Genomic DNA, 17,140 nt, shown 5'->3' on the forward strand with positions numbered 1-17,140 from the left:
TCGGGGAGCCGACACGCGTGATCAGGAGGTCGACACGCGTGGGCCGGGGAGGGAGCACTGATGGACACGGGGCTGTCCCGGGTCGCCGTGCGGCTGCCCGGCCGCGTCGAGGCCGTCGACGACGTGCTCGTGCGGTCGGGCGCCAAACCCCTGGAGCGGCGCATGTTCGGCCGCATCTACGGCCTGCGCGACAGCCCGGTGCTCGCGCCGGGCGAACGGATGGCGGACCACCTGGCCGAGGCCGGGCGGGCCGCGCTCGGTGGCGGGCCGGCGAGCCTGGTGCTCTACGGCCACACCCTGCTCATCGCCGAGCTCGACCTGTGCGGCACCTTCCCGGACCGGCTGCGCGACGCGCTCGGCCTGCCGGGCGTCCCGTTCTTCGGGGTGTCGCACGTCAACTGCACGTCGGTGCTGCGCTCGGTCGAACTCGCCCGCCGCTATCTCGCCCGCCCGGGCGCGGCCCCGGACGACCGCGTGCTCGTGCTCGGCGGCGACCAGGGCAGCGCGAGCGACCGCGGCCGCTACATCCCGGGCACGACCGTCGCGGGCGACACCGCGGCGGCCCTCGTGGTCGGGAACGGGCCGGCCCGCTACCGCTACCTCGGCGGCGCGAGCACCCGCGACACCCGCTTCCACCGCAGCCTGCGGATGACCAAGGAGGAGTTCACGCTCTTCGGCAAGGTCTGCTGCGAGCAGGCGGTGGCCGTCGTGGGCGCCGCGGCCCGGGACGCCGGTCTCACCCTGTCCGATGTGGACTGGGTGCTGCCGGACCTGTCCAACCGGATGTTCTGGCGCACTTTCAGCGGGTTGTCCGGCTTCCCGTTCGACCGGATCCCCCTGGACCTGGTCGCCGAGCGGGGGCACAACTTCGGGGTCGACTCCCTGCTCGCCCTGGAGCACGCCGACGCGGCCGGACGGCTGCGTCCCGGACAGCGCTGCGCCCTGGTCTCCGTGGGCCAGGGCGCCTACTTCCAGTCGGTGATCGTCGAGGTCGTGGAGGAGAAGTGACCACCAGCCTGCTCGAATGCGAGCGGACCGCGCGCAGCGACGGCCTCGCCGCCGGTCTCGCGCGGGCCCTGCCCGCCACCCCGGCCGACCGGCTGGCCCCCGGCCGGTACGCGGCCGTGCCCGCCGCCGCGGTGCCCGAAGGCGCCGAAGTGCGCACGCACAGCCTGGCCGACCGCGAGGACATCGTCTTCCTCGCCTGCCCGTGCCGTCCCCGCGAAGAGCGGGACGCCCACGAGCTGGCCGACTTCGGCCGGCACCTGGCCGCGGTCCGGCTGGGCGTCCTGCGCTCGGTGCTCGACCACGTCGTCGAGCACCTGTCGAACCGGACCAGCGGCGACGAACCGCTGATCCGCAAGCAGCTGATCGCCGGCGCGATCGGCGACGTGATGGCCGCGGTGGAACGGCTGCGCGCCCAGGTGCGCTCGCAGCGGCACCCGGCCGCCGTCGCCGACGTCCACCGCGAGCTGGACGAGCTGGGCTGGCGGGTGGCCCAGCACCTCGGCGCCTCCGGCTTCCTGGCCACCTCACCCGCGCGGTCGCTCTACGTCTCGGCCCTGGTGGCCGGCACCTGGGTGGACCGGGAACCGGAAGGAGAACCGGCATGATCGAGCTGAGCGACCGCGTCCGCGCGGTCCGCGACCTGAGCCGGGAGGCGGCCGCGGACCTGCGGTCGCGCGCCCTGGCCATCGACGTCGACCCGGACGCGATGGAGGAGCACTACAACTCGCCGGTGTTCGAGATGGTCCGGCTGGCCGACACGCCGCCGCAGTACCGCGAGTCGCTGCCGTCGACGCCGCTGCTGCGGGCGATGGAACGCGGCTCGTGCCTGGAGAACGTGGCCGGGCTGATCGAACTGGCCCGCGGCGACGTCGGCGCCATCCTGGCCTGCCCGTCACCCGGCCTGGCCGGGGTGTTCGTCGAACTGCTCGGCACGCCCGAGCAGCAGGAGTGGTTCTTCACCCGGATGCACGGCGGCCGCCGCTGGTCGTTCTTCGCGATGACCGAAGAGAGCCGCGGCAACGACGCCACCGCGATGGAGACCCGCTTCGACCGCGACGGCGAGGGCTGGCGCCTCAACGGCGGCAAGTGCTACGTCGGCAACGCCGCCCGCGGCAGCGTCGGCGTGGTGTTCGGCCGTACCGGCCGCGGCGCGCTGTCGATCCGCGCGGCCCTGGTCGAGGTTCCGGCGGCCGGCTGGCACGGTGAGAAACTCGACATGATCGGCCTCCGCGGCGCCTACATCAGCCGACTGTCCTTTTCGGACGTGGCGATTCCGGCCGGTCGCCTGCTGGGCGACCACCTGCCGGTGACCCGGCGCGGGATCTTCGCCGCCATCACGACGTTCAACCACATGCGGGTGCGGATCGCCGCGTCCGCCGTGGGCACCGCGCTGGCGATGGTCGAGTACGTGCTGGAGCACCGCAAGAACGCCCCCGGCGGCCAGCTCGCCCTCGCCCGCGCCGAAGCCGGGCGTGAGCTGGTGTACGAGGCGGCGGCGCGGATCGACGGCGACCCCGAGCGCGGTTACCTCTCCAGCGCGGCGAAGCTCGGCGCGGTCGGCCTGGCGGTGGGGACGGCGCACTGGGCGTCGGCCGCGCTCGGCCCGGCCGGCCTGATCGAGCACCCGCTGCTGGAGAAGTGGACGCGGGACGTGCACGCGTTCGAGTTCATGGAGGGCACGAGCAACATCCACCGCCTCCACGTGGCGCGCGGGTACCAGGCGGGAGACGCCGATGCCTGACCTGGGGATCGACACGATCGCGTTCGCCGCGGCCCGGCGCGAGGAGTACGTGCCGCTGTCGTCGCTGCCCGGCGCCGCCGACCTGGTGCCGCCGGAGCGGCTGGCCGCCGCCGGGATCCCGTTGTCCCGCCTGATGGTCCGGATCCCGGAGGACGACGACGTCGACGTCGCGGCGGAGGTGCTGGCGGCCCTCGGGCCCCCCGCCGTGCCGCAGCCGCTGTTCTTCGTGCGGTCCGGCCCGCTGCGCGACCCGAACGTGGCCGCGCTGGCCGGGTTGGTGCACCGCAGCGGCTGGGCGGGCGAGGACGTCGGCCTGTCCCACCTGGACGAGCTCGGCGGCACGGCCGTCTTCGGGCTGCTGGAGTGGGCGGTCGAGGGCGAGGCGACGGCGGTCATCTGCGACGAGCCGCTGTTCGCCGACGCGGCCGGCGGCCACCCGCGGTTCGCGGCGGTCGGGATGCGGGTGCGCCGTGGCGCCTCGGCGCTGGCGGTTTCCGGCTGTGGCGAAGGAAAACCCGCGCTGGCCGGCGACCACCGGTTCACCGGACGCGGCCCGTGCGACGCCTGGCTGGCGTTCTGCGCGGCGCTGGCCGAGGGCGTGGTCGCCGACGGGGACCGTGTCCTGCTGCACACGCGCGGTCCGCTGCGCGAGGGCTGGCTGTCGCTGCTTGCGGTCGACGTTTCCGCGGTGCGGCTGGTCCCGGCCGCCACGGCGAGCCTGCTCGGGGGGCGGAGTGGATGAGAATCGGCGTGGACCTGATGTCGATCCCGCGGTTCGCGGAGGTCGCGGCGCACCACCGGTACCGGACGCTGGTCTTCACCCCGGTGGAGCTCGAGCAGGCCGCCCGGATGGGTGCCGAACGGTCCCTGGAACGGCTGGCCGGACGGTTTTCCGTCAAGGAGGCCACGTGCAAGATGCTGGGCCGTGGTTTCGGCCAGGGCCTGCGCTGGCGTGACATCGAGGTCACCAACGACGACTGGGGAGCGCCGCTGGTGACCTTGGGCGGCGGTGCGGCGGAGATCGCGGAGGAGGCCGGCCTGGAGGAGATCGTGGTGACGCTGAGCCACCAGGCCGACCTGGTGGTCGCGGTGGCGGCGGCGGGCTGCGCCCGGCCGCCCCGCCCGTTTCGCCGCGCGGCGGCGCCTGCTGCCGCGGCGCCGGTCCCGGCCCGGCTCGACGAACTGGCGGCCCTGGCCGCCGACCTGTTCTCGGTTCCCCCGGCCGAAGTGGCCGCCGCGGCATCGTTCGCGGGCGATCTGGGGGTCACGTCGGTGGTGGTGATCGAGCTGCTCGCCCGGATCGAAAACCGGTACGGCATCCGCATCCCGGAGGCCGGTATCTACCGGATGACCGATCTGCCGCGGACCTACGGTGTCGTGGCCGAGGCTGCCGGTTGGTAGGGCGGGCAAGGAAAAGGGGCCTTCCGCGAGCGGAAGGCCCCTTTTCGTGCGGCGGTGACCCGACGACTGCGGGGCCCGGACTCAAGCGCCCCAATGAGGTTTTCTCAGTAGGGGTGGGCCGGGTGTTGAGCTGGAGTGAGGTGTGGGGCCCCTGGTAGGACTGGATTTGCGAAGATCAAGTCCGAGGTTCCAGAGGCCCCACGTGATCGATTATGGTGCCACGCTCGATGTGGCGCGCGAGCTGGTCTGGTTCGTTGCCCGCATCCTGCGGACTGAACGGCGACGCCGCGGCACCCGCCGCGGTCGGCGGGTGCTGACCCCGTACTGGCAGGCGGTGCTGGTCCTGCGCTGGTTCCGCGACGCCATCCCCCTCCACCGGCTCGCCACCGACCACCGCATCAGCACCGCCACCGCCTACCGCTCCCTGCACGAAGCCATCACCGCCCTCGCCGCCCACGCTTCGGACCTGCACCAGGTGCTGGCCGAGCGACGCGCCCGGGATGACACCCACGTAGTCCTCGACGGTTCCCTGTTCCGATGTGACCGGGTCGCGGCGACCACCACCAAAACCAAGGGCAAGCACCGCGGCCGGATCGTGCATCTGTGGTACTCCGGCAAACGCCGCGCCTTCGGCGGGAACATCCAGTTCCTGGCCAGCGCCGACGGGTTCCCGCTCTGGGCTTCGGCGGTGCTCCCGCAACGACCTCTCCGCCGCCCGCGACCACGGGATCGTCGGCGCGTTGACCGCCGCCGCAGGCCACGGCCTGAAAACCCTGGCCGACAAGGCCTACCATGCCGCCGGGATCGGGATCCTCACACCGGTCAAGAAGCCGCAGGTCAACCACCCCTCAACGCCCGGCAACGGGTCCACAACCTGCTCCACGCCCGGACCCGCGCCCTCGGCGAACGCGCCATGGCCATCCTCAAAACCCGCTGGTCAGCACTCCGCCACATCAGCCTCTGCCCCCACCGCATCGGCCCGATCGTCCAAGCAGCCCTCGTCCTCACCCACCACGAACACCAAGACCGCTACTAAGAAGACCTCAATGTGGCGTTGGGGCGCTTGAGTCTGGGCCGGGCCGGCGGTCAGGCGAGGGTGAAGCGCGTGGCCGCTTGAACTCCGGCCTGGAACCGCGACACCGCGTCCAGGTTCTGCAGCATCGCCGCGATGTGCCGCCGGCACGTCCGCACCGACATCCCGAGCCGGCGTGCCACGACCTCGTCCGTCAGCCCCTGGGCCATCAGGCGGGCGATCGCCTGCTGCAGGTCGTGGGCGATTTCGCCGCTGTAGCCCTGGTCCTCGGCCGAATACGGCGTCGCCCCGTCCCACAGCTGGTCGAACAACCCCAGCAGGAACCGCACCATGCCCTGGTCGCGGACCCGGCGGGCCGAGAGGTCGGCGACGTCCAGCGTCACCGCCAGCGAGCGGTCGAAGACCACCGCCGCCTCCGGTACCCGGCTGAGCGTGCGGACCTGGGCCCCCCGGCCGGACAGCTGCGTCAACCGGGCCCGGGCCGCGTAGCCCGCGCGGCTGCGGTGGGGGCACACCACCCGCACGCCGACGCCGTCGCCCAGGACCGAACAGCACGCGTCCAGGAGCTCGTCGACCAGGTCGTCGGCCGCCTCGCCGGGGTGGAGGACCACCAGCTCGTCGCGGCACACCTCGGCCGCCAGCTTGATCAGGCCGCGGATCTCGGCGACGCCCTCCACGCGGTCGAGGGCGCCCGCGGCGCCCGCCGGGGCCCGGGTGATGCCGTCGATGCGCTCGCGCAGCCGGTCGGCCTGTTCGCGGCGCTCGTACATCGCGCGTTCCAGCGGGGTGACGACCAGCTCCGCGGCCGCCGCCGGTTCCCGGGGGACCAGGCCGCCGTCGGCCGGCCGCAGCAGGTGGAGCTCGACGAGCCGGGCGGCGGCCGCCGCCACCGTGTCCGCGGGCAGGCCCAGGTGCGCCGCCGCCGTGTCCACGGACGAGATGCGGCCGCAGCGGGCCGCGTAGCGGTACAGCTCGGCTTCGGGGTCGGGCTCGGGCACGGAAAACGCCCCGGGCGGCGGAAGAGTGGCCGTCGACATCGTGCCTCCAAGGATCCGGCTTCTGCTTTCCACCGTCGCAGCCGGACTTCTCGGACTGCTCTCACCCCGCTCTCGCCCGGCAGTGGCGGGACGAGAGCGGCGTGATGGCCCGGTGAGTCCGGCCGGTGGTGTCCTCGGGAGGACAACGGTTGACCGCCGAAAGCGAAACAGGGTGACGCCATGCCTGACACACTCCCCATCCCGCCGGGGTTCCTCGAGATCCTGATCGCGCACCTGCCCTACGCGCTGGGGGACCGGATCGACGAGGACGACGACCTCGCCGCGCTCGGGCTCGACTCGATGGGCGTCGTGCAGCTCGTCACCGACCTGGAGGAGACCTTCGGTTTCGAGCTGCCCGACGAACTGCTCACCGAGGACACCTTCGCCACCGCCGGCAGCCTCTGGGCGGCCGTCGCGGAGTTCGTCGCCCCGGAGCCCGCCGATGTCTGAGGCGGCCGCCCCGGTGCGGCTCGACCAGCTGCTCACCCGCGGCGCGCCCGGCGATCCGGCGCTGACGTACAAGGAGCGCACGCTGACCTACGGCGAGCTCCGGGACCAGGTCGCGCGCGTTGCCCACGGCCTGCACCGGCTCGGCGTCCGCCGCGGCGACCGGGTGGCCGTGTATGCCGAAAAGCGCCTGGAAACCGTCGTCGCGCTGTTCGCCGCCGCGGCCGCCGGTGCGGTCCTGGTGCCGCTGAACCCGCTGTTCAAGTCCCGGCACATCGCGCACGTGGCGGCCGACTGCGCCCCCGCGGTGGTCTTCACGACCGCGGAGCGGCTGGCGACGGTCCGCGAGGCGGTGCCGGACGAGACTCCGGTCGTGGTGTTCGGGCAGCCCGGGTGGGACGCGCTGACCGCGGCCGCGCCGGAAGCGGTTCCCGGCGCGGTGATCGACCAGGACCCGGCCGCCATCATGTACACCTCCGGCAGCACCGGCGGCCCCAAAGGTGTCGTGCTGTCCCACCGCAACCTGCTCGCCGGCGCCGCGAGCGTCGCGGAATACCTCGGCCACACGCGCGACGACGTCGTGCTCGCGGCGCTGCCGCTGAGCTTCGACGCGGGATTCAGCCAGCTCACCACGGCGTTCGCCGCCGGTGCGCACGTCGTGCTCGTGAACTACCTGCTGCCACGGGAAATCGTGCGGCTCTGCGCCCGGCACGGCGTCACCGCGCTCACCTGCGTGCCGCCACTGTGGCTGCAGCTGGTGACGCAGGAGTGGCCCGCCGAGGCGACCGCGCGGCTGCGGTACTTCGCCAACACCGGCGGCCGCATGCCGCGGGCCACCCTGACCCGGCTGCGCGAACTTTTCCCTGCGGCGCAACCGTTCCTGATGTACGGCCTCACCGAGGCGTTCCGCTCCACCTACCTCGACCCGGCGGAGGCGGACCGCCGTCCCGGCTCTATCGGCAAGGCGATCCCGAACGCCGAAGTCCTCGTGCTGCGCGCCGACGGCTCGCCGTGCCTGCCCGGCGAGCACGGCGAACTGGTGCACCGCGGCGCGCTCGTGGCGCTCGGCTACTGGAACGACCCGGAACGCACGGCGGAGCGCTTCCGCCCGGTGCCGGGCCCCGACGGCCTGGTGCGTCCCGAGATCGCCGTCTGGTCGGGCGACACGGTCTACCGCGACGAGGACGGGTTCCTCTACTTCGTCGGCCGGACCGACGAGATGATCAAGACGTCCGGCTACCGCGTCAGCCCCGCCGAGGTCGAAGAGGCCGCGTACGCGACCGGTCTGGTGGGGGAGGCGGCCGCGTTCGGCGTGCCGGACCCGGTGCTGGGCCAGCGGATCGTGCTGGCGGTCGCGCCCGAGGTGGACGCCGAGACGGTTTCCCGTGCGCTGGCGAAGGAACTGCCCGCGTACATGCTGCCCCGGCGGGTCGAGGTGCTGCCGAAGCTGCCCCGGTCGGTCAACGGCAAGTTCGACCGCGTCGCCCTGCGCGACACGCTGATCGCGGTGCCCGCCGGCACCGAATGACGGCAGTTTCCTGCCACCGCGGAAGCATCTGTTCGCCGCGGTCCCCGTGCGACAGTCCAAAGGCCGTGAATCGCAAGGAGCGATCCCTATGTTGCAAGCAATCGACCTCCGGAAACGCTACGACGAAGTGCAGGCCCTCGACGGCTTCAGCCTCGAGGTCGCCGCGGGCGAGATCGTCGGGCTGGTCGGCCACAACGGCGCCGGCAAGACCACCTTCGTCGAAATGGTGTCCGGGCTGCTGCGCCCGGACAGCGGAACCGTGCTCGTCGACGGCGAGTCGCCGACGCGCGCCCGCGACCGCATCGGCATCTCCCCGCAGCACATCGCGCTCTACCGCCCGCTGACCGTGCGCGAGCACCTGGAGCTGTACGGCCGCCTGGCCGGCCTGCGCCGGGCTGCGCTCCGCTCGGCCATCGACGATCTCACGGCCGCGCTGCGGCTGGAGAGCTTTCTCAACCGCACCTGCGGCCTGCTCTCGGGCGGCCAGCAGCGGCGGGCGCAGGCCGCGACGGCGCTGGTGCACCGGCCGGCGCTGCTGCTGCTCGACGAGCCGACCGCCGGTGCCGACCCCGAGACCCGTCAGGCGCTGCTCGACGTGGTCAAGCAACGAGCAGGCGAGGGAGCCGCAGTGGTCTACACCACCCACTACCTGACCGAACTGACCGACCTGCAGGCCACCATCGCGGTGGCCGCCGAGGGCCGGGTGATCGCGCGCGGCGGCGCGGACGAGCTGCTGTCGGGCCTGCCCGGCGAGGTCCGCGTCCGGACCGCCGACGAGCAGCTGACCGTCTCGACCACCGACCCGACCGGGACGCTGCTGGAGCTGCTGCCGACGGTGGAACGGCCGGTCGAGTCCGTCGAGCTGCGCAACCCCAGCCTGGACGACCTCTACCACTCGCTGGCGGTGACGACCGATGTCGACGCGCACTGACTCCCTCTCCCGGGCGGGCGCCCTCGTCCGCTACAACGCGATCCTGCGCCTGCGCGACCCTTCGCAGCTGATCAGCTACCTGATCACGCCGATGATCTTCATGGTGCTGTTCCAGCCGCTGTACGTGAAGGCGCTGGGCACCGGCGCGGTCGAGGCCGTGACCGGGCAGCTGGTGATGTTCTCGGTGTTCGCCATGGCGATCGTGGGCAACGCGATCTTCGTCGAACGCGAGTGGCGCACCTGGGACCGGCTGCGCGCCAGCCGGGCCGCCCGCGCGGAACTGCTGATCGGCAAGGCCGTCCCGGTGTTCGTGGTGCTGCTGATCCAGCAGGGTGTGCTGATCATCTACGGCTGGCTGGTCGTCGGGATGCCGTTCCCGGTGTCGCCCGGCCTGGTGTTCGGCGCGATGTGCCTGTGGGGCTTCATGCTGCTGGCCATGGGCGCCGCACTGTCCACTGTGGTCCGCAGCCGCGGCGACCTGATCGTCGCCGTCGACCTGGGCGCGATCACCATCAGCTCGCTCGGCGGTTCGCTGCTGCCGGTGTCGCTGATGCCGTCGTGGGCGCAGGCGATCGCGCCGTTCTCCCCGGGTTACTGGGGACTGTCGCTGATCCGCTCGGCCATGGCCGGCAACGCCGAGGCGATGCTGCGCCCGGGGTTGATCGTGCTCGGGATCGGGCTGGCCACCGGCGCGTTCGCCACCTACCGGCTGGCCCACGGCTGGGGCCGCAGCCACCTGCTCTGAACCTCCCGGAGAAAGGACCTGCCGTGACCGGACCGGCACCCGAATCGGCCGTGGCGCTCGTCGGGATGGCGGGCCGGTTCCCCGGCGCCGCCGACGTCGAGCAGCTGCGCCGCAACCTCGCGGCCGGGATCCCCGGCCTGCGCGAGCTGACCGACGACGAGCTCGCCGCCGCGGGCGTGGACCCGGCCGCCCCGGGCCACGTCCGCGTCGGCGGGCCCGTCGCCGGCGGCGTCGAGACCTTCGACGCCGCCGCCTTCGGGCTTTCCGCCCGCGAGGCGGAGACCCTGGAACCCCACCACCGGCTGCTGCTGGAATGCTCGTGGGAGGCGCTGGAACGGGCCGGCTACCGGCCGACCGACCCCGGCGTGCCCGTCGGGCTGTTCGCCGGGTGCGCGTTCCCCGACTACCTGACGCAGAACATCCCCGGCCTCGGCGGGGAACCGGGCGGGAAGCCGTTGCTGTCCGCGGGCGTGGAGCGCGACTCGCTGACGTCGCTCGTGTCGTACAAGCTGGGCCTGCGCGGCCCGGCGATCACCGTGCAGACGTACTGCTCGACCTCGCTGGTCGCGGTGCACCTGGCGTGCCAGAGCCTGCTGACCTACGAGTGCGACCTGGCCCTGGCCGGCGGCGCCGCCCTGCCGCTGCCGCAGACCGGCGGCCATTTTTCCGAAGAGGGCAGCATCCTCTCGCCCGACGGCCGGGTGCGGGCTCTCGACGCGGACGCCAACGGCACCGTGATGGGGTCCGGCGCGGCGGTCGTCGCCCTGAAACGCCTGGAGGACGCCCTCGCCGACGGCGACGTCGTGCACGCGGTCATCCTCGGCTCGGCGGTCAACAACGACGGCCGGGACCGCGCCGGCTACCCGGCCCCCGGGGTCGCCGGGCAGGCCGCGGTGGTCGACACCGCCCTCGCCGTGGCCGGGGTGAAACCCGAGACGGTCGGGTACGTCGAGTGCCACGCCGTCGGCACGCCGCTGGGCGACTCCATCGAGCTGGCCGCGCTGAACCGGGTCTTCGGGCCGGGGCGCGCCGCGCCGTGCGTGCTGAGCTCGGTCAAGCCGAGCATCGGGCACCTCGACCGGGCTTCCGGCGTCACGTCCCTCATCCGGGCGGCGCTGAACCTGCGCGACGGCGTCCTGCCGGGCACCGCCGGGTTCCGGACGCCCAATCCGGCCATGGACGACCGGTTCACCGTGCTGCCCGCGGACGTTCCCTGGCCCGCGGACGGCACGCCGCGCCGGGCGGGTGTCAGCTCGTTCGGCGTCGGCGGGACGAACGCGCACGTGGTGCTGGAACAGCCGCCTCTGCGGGAACCCCGCCGTTGCGGTGGGCCCTTTTTGCTGACCTTTTCCGCCGGAGATCCCGCCGCCCTCGACGAGGTGACCTCGCGGCTGCGCGCTCACCTGGCCGCCCACCCTGCCCTCGATCTCGGCGACGTGGCTTTCACCCTGCAGGTCTCGCGCGGCCACTTCGCGCTCCGCCGGGCTGTGGTGGTCCGGGACCACGCCGACGCGTTGGCTGCGTTGGCCGACCCCGGCCGGTGGCTCGACGGCGAGACCCGCCGCCGGGACCCGCGGGTCCGCCTGGTCGCGGACGCCGGCCCGGAGTGGGCGTCGACGGCCTCGGCCGCCCACCGCCTGCTGGCCGGGGCCGAGGTGCCCGCACCGGCGGCCACCCGCGAGGGGGCGCTGGCGGCGGTGTCCGCCGGGCTGACCCGGCTGGGCGTCCGGCTGGACGAGAGCGCCACCGAAACCCTTGTCGTCGAAGGCGGCTCGGATTCCTCGTGGGTCCTTTCCGCCTTGGCCCGGCTGTGGCTCGCGGGCTGCACCCTCGATTGGGCGGCCCTGCACCGCGGCGAGGGCCGCCGGGTGGAGCTGCCGCCGTATCCGTTCCAGCGCAAGCGGTTCTGGGTGGATCCGGCGCCGAGCCCGGCGGCGCACGTGCCGTCGTGGCGGCTCGACCCGCAGCCTTCGGCCGGTCTCGAGCGCCGGATACGGGCGGCGGGGCCGTGGCTGGTGTTCGCGGCCGATCCGGCCGGGGAGGCGCTGGTTTCCCGCATCACGCTGGCGGGGGGCGAGGTGACCACGGTGCGGCCGGGGCCCGCGTTCGCTTTCCTGGACACCGGCGACTTCGTCGTCGGGCCCGGCGACCTGCCTCGGTTGGCGCGTTCGCTGGTCGTCGTCCCGCGGACCGTCGTGCACGGCTTCGCGCTGGGCGGCGCGCCCGGCGACGCCGAGGTGGCGGCCGGGTTGTGGCCGGGGATGGTGACCTTGACCTCCGGCGCGGTAGGGGTGCTGGGGCCCGACTTGACCACGCCGTCGCACGCGGCGCTCACGGCGCTGACCGCGCGGCACGTGGACGTGGGCGCGGACGCCGCGGTGGACCAGGTCCTGGCGGCGATCCTGCACCACGAGACCCCGTTGGCGGTACGCGGCGACCAGTCGTGGCGGCGGCACCACGAGCCGTATTCGCTGACGGGGCACGCGGACGCGGAGGTGCACCACGACGTGCCGGACCTCGCCGGACGGCGCGGGATCCTCGTCGTCCGGCCGGACCCCGCCGGCCGCGTCCTGGCCGCCGAGGCCCGCACCGCCCGCCTCGCGGGCCGCGGGCTGTGGACGACCGTGGTGTCGGCGGCGGACCCGTCGTCGGCGGTGCTGGCCGCGGTGGCGGCGGCGGACCACCTGACGGAGATCGTGCTGTCCGGAGTGCCGCCGGTCCGCCCGGCCCCGGCCGCCGAGCCTGCGCGGATCCCGGCTTCGGCCCGGCCGCGGCCGGCGCTGGGGACGCCGTTCGTGGAGCCGGAGCCGGGCCTCGAGCAGGAGGTGGCCGCCCGCTGGGCCACGGCCCTGGGCTACACGGAGATCGGCGCGGACGACAATTTCTTCGACCTGGGCGGCCGCTCCGCGGGCGCGGTCCGCATCGCAGCCCAGTGGAACCTCCCGGCGACGGCGGTCGTGGAGCTGCCGACGGTCCGGCTGCTCGCCGCCCGGATCGCCGAGCTGGGTTCCTGAGCCGGTCCCACAAAGGGCCCCTTCCCGAAATCGGGGAGGGGCCCTTTTGTGACACTGGTTGATCGTCGATCCGTTCGTGCGGGCCGACCGAAGGTAGGCGCGGGTGATGGGCCCGCCGCCAGGGGTATTGGCGGCGGACCCACCACGTTCAGGGGCCCCTTACGACCAAGGGCGCAGGGCGGCGGCCAGGTGAGCCAGGGTCACGTCCTCCTGCTCCAGCACCGCGAAGTGCCCGCCCTCCAGGACGTGCCCGCGGAACGGCCGCACCGTCTGCTCCCGCCAAGCCAGCACCGACTCCGCACTCGCGCGGATGTCCGAGGTACTCGCCAGCGCCGTCACCGGAACCTCCAGCGGCGGACCGGCGACATATCCGTAGGTGTTCTTCACCGTCAGGTCCGCCCGGATCGGCGGCAGGATCAACCGCAGCACCCGCGGGTCGTTCAGGAACACCTCCGGTGTCCCACCGAGCGTCCGCAGCAGGGCCACGATCTCCGCGTCGCCCATGCCCGCCACGATCGGGTCGTCCGGGGTCGGCCACTGCGGGGCCGGGCAGCCCGACACCGCCAGGTGCACCGGCAGCGCCGCGCCGCGGCGGGCGATCTCCCGCACCAACTCGAACCCGACCAGCGCGCCCAGGCTGTGGCCGTACACCGCGTACGGCCCATCGTCGGAAGACAGCACGAAGTCCGCCAGGTCGGCGACGTACGAAGCCATCGACGTGTGCGGGGTGTCCCGCTGGCGCGTCTCGCGGCCGGGCGGCTGGACCGGGCACACCGTCACCCCGGGCAGCCGGCCGATCCACGAGCGGAACGCCGACGCCGAGCCGCCCGCGTGCGGCAGGCAGTACAGCCGCACGTTCCCCGCCGTGGCGGGGAACGGCAGCCAGCGGCTCGCCACGGCCGTCGTCACGACTCCACCTCGAGCGTCACGTACGCCGGCGGTTCCTGGATCGCGGCCAGATCGGCGGCCAGCACCACGTGCGAGCCCTCCCGCGAGACCTCGCGGAAGCCGCTGAACGCGTAGGTGATCTGCATCATCCGGTTGCGCCCGGTCTCGACGAAGTCCGCGCGCAGACCGGCCCCCGCCGCCCGGGCCAGGCCCATCACGTGGCCCAGCAGCACCGTGCCGACACCGCGGGACATCACCCGGCACGACATCAGCATCATGTTCAGCCGCCAGTCCGGCGCGCCCTTTTCCAGCAGCGCCAGGCCGATCTTGCCGTAGGAGCCGAACTTGTCGGTCAGCGACGCGACCAGCAGCACGTGGTCCGGAGACGAGCGCAACGCGTCCAGCTCGTCGTAGGAGTACGTCCGCCCGGTCGAGTTGAGCTGGTTGGTGCGGACCGTCAGCTCCTCGGCCCGCTGCAGGTCCTCCCGCCGGGCCGGCGCGATGGTGAACCGCAGGTCCAGGCTCGCCAGGAAGTCTTCGCCGGTGCCCGCGAAGTCGGCCTCGACGTCGTCGCGGGCGAGCTGGCTGAAGTACATCCCGCGCCGCTGCGCCGACTCGTCGGTGACGAACCGCGGCGCGAACTCCGGACGCCGCAACACCTCGTCGGCCTCCAGGATGTCCACAGTGGTCACCTGCGGCAGCGCGAAGGCCACCTCGGCGCGCTCGAACTCCTGGTCGTCGACGAACGCGAAGGCGTCCAGCCCGAGGTTGAGCTTCTGCGCGATCTGCCCGATCGACACCGACTTCGCGTTCCACGAAATCCGCGGGAACAGGAAGTACTCGCCGAGGCCGAACTCGCGCAGCTTCGCCATCGCGGCTTCGTGGTCGTTTTTGCTGGCGACCGAGTGCAGCACGCCCATCGCGTCGAGCCGCTTGACGTGCTCGACCACCCACGGGCGCAGCCGGACGTCGCCGTCCTCCAGCAGGACCCCGTCCCAGACGGTGTTGTCGAGGTCCCACACCACGCACTTGATCTTGCCCTGCACCGGCTTCGCCACGGGTGCCGGGGAAACGAGACTGGTCACGGTACCTGCTTCCGGTAGGCCTCGGCGGCGATGGTCATCCGCTGGATCTCGGTGCTGCCCTCGATGATCTCCATGACCTTCGAGTCCCGGTAGAACCGGGCCACGGGGTAGTCCCCGCTGCAGCCGTTGGCGCCGTGCACCTGCACGGCCTCCGACGCGTGTTTCGCGGCCGCGACCGACGCGAAGTACTTCGCCACCCAGGTGGCCATGATCGTGGCCGAGTCGCCGCGGTCCTTGAGCCGGCCGGCCTCGGCCAGCAGCAGCCGGGCCGCGCGGACGTCGGTGACCATGTCCGACAGCTTCGCCTGGATCAGCGGCAGATCCTTCAACGGCGTGCCGCCGACCGTGCGCTTGCTCGTGTAGTCCGCGCACGCGTCGGCGCACGCCTGGATGATGCCCACCGACCCGGCCGCGACGCTGTAGCGGCCGAGGTCGAGCGTGCCGGTGAGGACCATGCCGGAAGCGAACCCGCTCGGCCCGAGCAGCGCGTCGGCACCCAGCCGGACGCCGTCGAAGCGGATCTCGGCCAGCATCGACGAGCGCGTCCCGAGGATGTCGTCGATCGGGGTGACCGTGACGCCGGGCGTGTCGCGCGGCACGAGCAGCGCGATCGTGCTGGCCGGGCCCTTCGCGAAGACGAGGAACAGGTCCGCGCGCTGCCCGTTGGTGGTCCACTTCTTGAGGCCGTCGAGCCGCCAGCCGTCGCCGTCCGGAGTGGCCGTGGTGGTGATCGCGGCCGTGTCGCTGCCCGCGCCGGGCTCGGACAGGCAGAACGCGCCGAGGACGCGTCCGCGGGCCAGCTCCGGGCCCCACCGGTGCTGCTGCGCCTCGGTGCCGAAGCGCAGCAGCGCCCAGGAGAGCATGGTGTGCACGGTCAGCAGGCTGCGGACCGACGAGCAGCCGCGGCCGACCTCCTCGTGGATCTCGCCGAGGGTGACCATGTCGAGGCCGAACCCGCCGAGCTCGGGCGGCAGAAACGGCGCCCACAGCCCGGCATCGGCGATCTTGTCCAGCACGTCCTCGGGGATGCGCCCGGCTTTGTCCCAGGCGTCGGCGTGGGGCACGACGTGCTCGTCCACGAAGGCCCGCGCGGCCTCGCGGCCGGGCGCGCGGACCGCTGCCAGTACCTCCGTCACGGTTCAGCCCACCGTCGCGGCCGGGCGCAGGCGGCCGACCAGCTCGGTCATCGCCGCCGCGGTGCGGAAGTTGTCGATCCGCAGTTCCTCGTTGGGGATGGTGACGGCGAACGTCTTCTCGAGGTGCATCACCAGCTCCATGGCGAACAGGGAGTTGATGTAGCCGAGGGAGAAGATGTCCTCGGTCGCGGTGATCTCGGCCTGGGGGAAGCGGCCGGTGATGAAGGCGAGGATGTCGCCGGTGGTCTCGGACATGGTGTGTTCTCCTTCTGGGTCGAAAGGTGATCAGCTGTAGGTGTAGAAGCCGCGGCCGGACTTGCGGCCGTGCAGGCCGGCGTCGGTCATCTGCTTGAGCAGCGGGCAGGGGCGGTACTTCGAGTCGGCGTAGTGCTCGTAGAGCACCTCGACGCTGTAGAGGATCGTGTCGACGCCGATCAGGTCGGCCGTCTCCAGCGGGCCCATCGGGTGGCCGAAGCAGCCGCGGAACACCTCGTCGACCGACTCGGCGGTGGCGACGCCCTCGTGCACCAGGTAGGCGGCCTCGTTGACGGTCAGCATGAGCACGCGGTTGGACACGAAGCCCGACGCGTCCTTCACGTCGACCCAGCGCTTGCCGATGCTGGTCAGCAGCTCGCGGGTGCGCAGGATCGTTTCCGGCGTGGTGTGGAAGCCGGGGATCAGCTCGACGACGGGCTTCTGCGGCACCGGGTTCATGAAGTGGACGCCGATGACGCGGCCCGGGTTCTTCCCGACCGAAGCGATCCGGGTGATCGGCACGGCCGAGGTGTTGGCGATGATCACCGTGTCCGGCGAGCAGACCTCGTCGAGCTCGGCGTGCACCGCGGCCTTGATGTCCCAGTCCTCGGTGACGTTCTCGACCAGGATCTCGGTCTTGTCCAGCGCGGCCAGGCCGACCGCGGTGGTGATCCGGGCGAGGATCTCGTCCGCGTCCAGCGCGGGCCCGCCCATGAGCCGGCTGAGCCGGCAGTTGCGCGTGATCGCGGCGCGGGCCTCGTCGAGGATCCGTTCGCCGGTGTCGACCAGCACGACCTCGTGGCCGGCGGCGGCGAAGTCCTGGGCGACGCCGATGCCCATGACGCCGGCGCCCACCACTCCCGTGACTGCCATGACTGTTCCCTTTCTGCT

General features: G+C 72.9%; 16 protein-coding genes and 1 pseudogene. 11 read left to right on the top strand and 6 right to left on the bottom strand.

The genetic code is table 11. The features are described from left to right. Nucleotides 1-60: 60 nt before the first annotated feature. The 6 genes and pseudogenes from AB0J55_RS02830 (at nucleotide 61) to AB0J55_RS02855 (ending at nucleotide 5,186) form a co-directional block, all read left to right on the top strand. Nucleotides 61-1,008 (top strand): 3-oxoacyl-[acyl-carrier-protein] synthase III C-terminal domain-containing protein, encoded by a 948-nt coding sequence (locus tag AB0J55_RS02830; protein WP_364241841.1) that lies wholly within the window; start codon nucleotides 61-63, stop codon nucleotides 1,006-1,008. After that, complete coding sequence (locus tag AB0J55_RS02835; RefSeq protein ID WP_364241843.1) at nucleotides 1,005-1,613, top strand: acyl-CoA dehydrogenase family protein; 609 nt, start codon at nucleotides 1,005-1,007, stop codon at nucleotides 1,611-1,613. The genes AB0J55_RS02830 and AB0J55_RS02835 overlap by 4 nt, the downstream gene beginning before the upstream one ends. Continuing rightward, nucleotides 1,610-2,749: an acyl-CoA dehydrogenase gene (locus AB0J55_RS02840; protein WP_364241844.1), complete on the top strand. Its 1,140-nt coding sequence runs from the start codon at nucleotides 1,610-1,612 to the stop codon at nucleotides 2,747-2,749. Before AB0J55_RS02835 ends, AB0J55_RS02840 begins: the two co-directional genes overlap by 4 nt. Further along, nucleotides 2,742-3,491, top strand: coding sequence for a hypothetical protein (locus AB0J55_RS02845; protein WP_364241846.1), 750 nt, complete (start codon nucleotides 2,742-2,744; stop codon nucleotides 3,489-3,491). Before AB0J55_RS02840 ends, AB0J55_RS02845 begins: the two co-directional genes overlap by 8 nt. Further along, complete coding sequence (gene acpS / locus AB0J55_RS02850) at nucleotides 3,488-4,150, top strand: holo-ACP synthase (protein ID WP_364241848.1); 663 nt, start codon at nucleotides 3,488-3,490, stop codon at nucleotides 4,148-4,150. The genes AB0J55_RS02845 and acpS overlap by 4 nt, the downstream gene beginning before the upstream one ends. A gap of 202 nt (nucleotides 4,151-4,352) precedes the next feature. Beyond that, nucleotides 4,353-5,186, top strand: a pseudogene (locus tag AB0J55_RS02855) (transposase family protein). 50 nt (nucleotides 5,187-5,236) lie between these two features. Here AB0J55_RS02855 and AB0J55_RS02860 read toward each other — a convergent pair. Further along, a complete protein-coding gene (locus AB0J55_RS02860) occupies nucleotides 5,237-6,220 on the bottom strand; it encodes a helix-turn-helix transcriptional regulator (RefSeq protein WP_364241850.1) in 984 nt (327 codons plus the stop codon). A gap of 180 nt (nucleotides 6,221-6,400) precedes the next feature. On the opposite strand from AB0J55_RS02860, the gene AB0J55_RS02865 reads away from it, so the two are divergent. The 5 genes from AB0J55_RS02865 to AB0J55_RS02885 all read left to right on the top strand — a co-directional run bounded on the left by AB0J55_RS02865 (nucleotide 6,401) and on the right by AB0J55_RS02885 (nucleotide 12,885). After that, the gene (locus AB0J55_RS02865) at nucleotides 6,401-6,670 is read left to right on the top strand and encodes a phosphopantetheine-binding protein (protein WP_364241852.1); all 270 of its coding nucleotides are present in this window, start codon (nucleotides 6,401-6,403) and stop codon (nucleotides 6,668-6,670) included. Continuing rightward, the gene (locus AB0J55_RS02870; RefSeq protein ID WP_364241854.1) at nucleotides 6,663-8,195 is read left to right on the top strand and encodes an acyl-CoA ligase (AMP-forming), exosortase A system-associated; all 1,533 of its coding nucleotides are present in this window, start codon (nucleotides 6,663-6,665) and stop codon (nucleotides 8,193-8,195) included. Before AB0J55_RS02865 ends, AB0J55_RS02870 begins: the two co-directional genes overlap by 8 nt. Nucleotides 8,196-8,283: 88 nt before the next feature. Next, nucleotides 8,284-9,126, top strand: coding sequence for an ABC transporter ATP-binding protein (locus tag AB0J55_RS02875; RefSeq protein ID WP_354911939.1), 843 nt, complete (start codon nucleotides 8,284-8,286; stop codon nucleotides 9,124-9,126). Then, a complete protein-coding gene (locus AB0J55_RS02880; protein ID WP_364241857.1) occupies nucleotides 9,110-9,871 on the top strand; it encodes an ABC transporter permease in 762 nt (253 codons plus the stop codon). Before AB0J55_RS02875 ends, AB0J55_RS02880 begins: the two co-directional genes overlap by 17 nt. Before the next feature lie 23 nt (nucleotides 9,872-9,894). Further along, entirely contained in the window at nucleotides 9,895-12,885 is a 2,991-nt protein-coding gene (locus AB0J55_RS02885; protein WP_364241859.1) for a beta-ketoacyl synthase N-terminal-like domain-containing protein, read from the top strand. A gap of 159 nt (nucleotides 12,886-13,044) precedes the next feature. On the opposite strand, the gene AB0J55_RS02890 is transcribed toward AB0J55_RS02885, so the two are convergent. From AB0J55_RS02890 to AB0J55_RS02910, 5 genes are read right to left on the bottom strand one after another with little or no spacing between them, the layout of a single operon-like run. Beyond that, on the bottom strand, nucleotides 13,045-13,794 hold the full coding sequence (locus tag AB0J55_RS02890; protein ID WP_364241861.1) for an alpha/beta fold hydrolase: 750 nt from the start codon (nucleotides 13,792-13,794) through the stop codon (nucleotides 13,045-13,047). Next, nucleotides 13,791-14,858: an HAD-IIIC family phosphatase gene (locus AB0J55_RS02895; protein ID WP_364241864.1), complete on the bottom strand. Its 1,068-nt coding sequence runs from the start codon at nucleotides 14,856-14,858 to the stop codon at nucleotides 13,791-13,793. Before AB0J55_RS02895 ends, AB0J55_RS02890 begins: the two co-directional genes overlap by 4 nt. After that, nucleotides 14,855-15,994, bottom strand: coding sequence for an acyl-CoA dehydrogenase family protein (locus tag AB0J55_RS02900; RefSeq protein ID WP_364241867.1), 1,140 nt, complete (start codon nucleotides 15,992-15,994; stop codon nucleotides 14,855-14,857). The genes AB0J55_RS02895 and AB0J55_RS02900 overlap by 4 nt, the downstream gene beginning before the upstream one ends. A gap of 3 nt (nucleotides 15,995-15,997) precedes the next feature. Then, the gene (locus tag AB0J55_RS02905) at nucleotides 15,998-16,249 is read right to left on the bottom strand and encodes an acyl carrier protein (RefSeq protein ID WP_003066161.1); all 252 of its coding nucleotides are present in this window, start codon (nucleotides 16,247-16,249) and stop codon (nucleotides 15,998-16,000) included. Between the two features lie 30 nt (nucleotides 16,250-16,279). Next, a complete protein-coding gene (locus AB0J55_RS02910) occupies nucleotides 16,280-17,122 on the bottom strand; it encodes a 3-hydroxyacyl-CoA dehydrogenase NAD-binding domain-containing protein (protein ID WP_364241871.1) in 843 nt (280 codons plus the stop codon). Nucleotides 17,123-17,140 lie beyond the last annotated feature (18 nt).

Origin of the sequence: Amycolatopsis sp. NPDC049688, assembly GCF_040674975.1 — a bacterium.
GTDB lineage: Bacteria > Actinomycetota > Actinomycetes > Mycobacteriales > Pseudonocardiaceae > Amycolatopsis.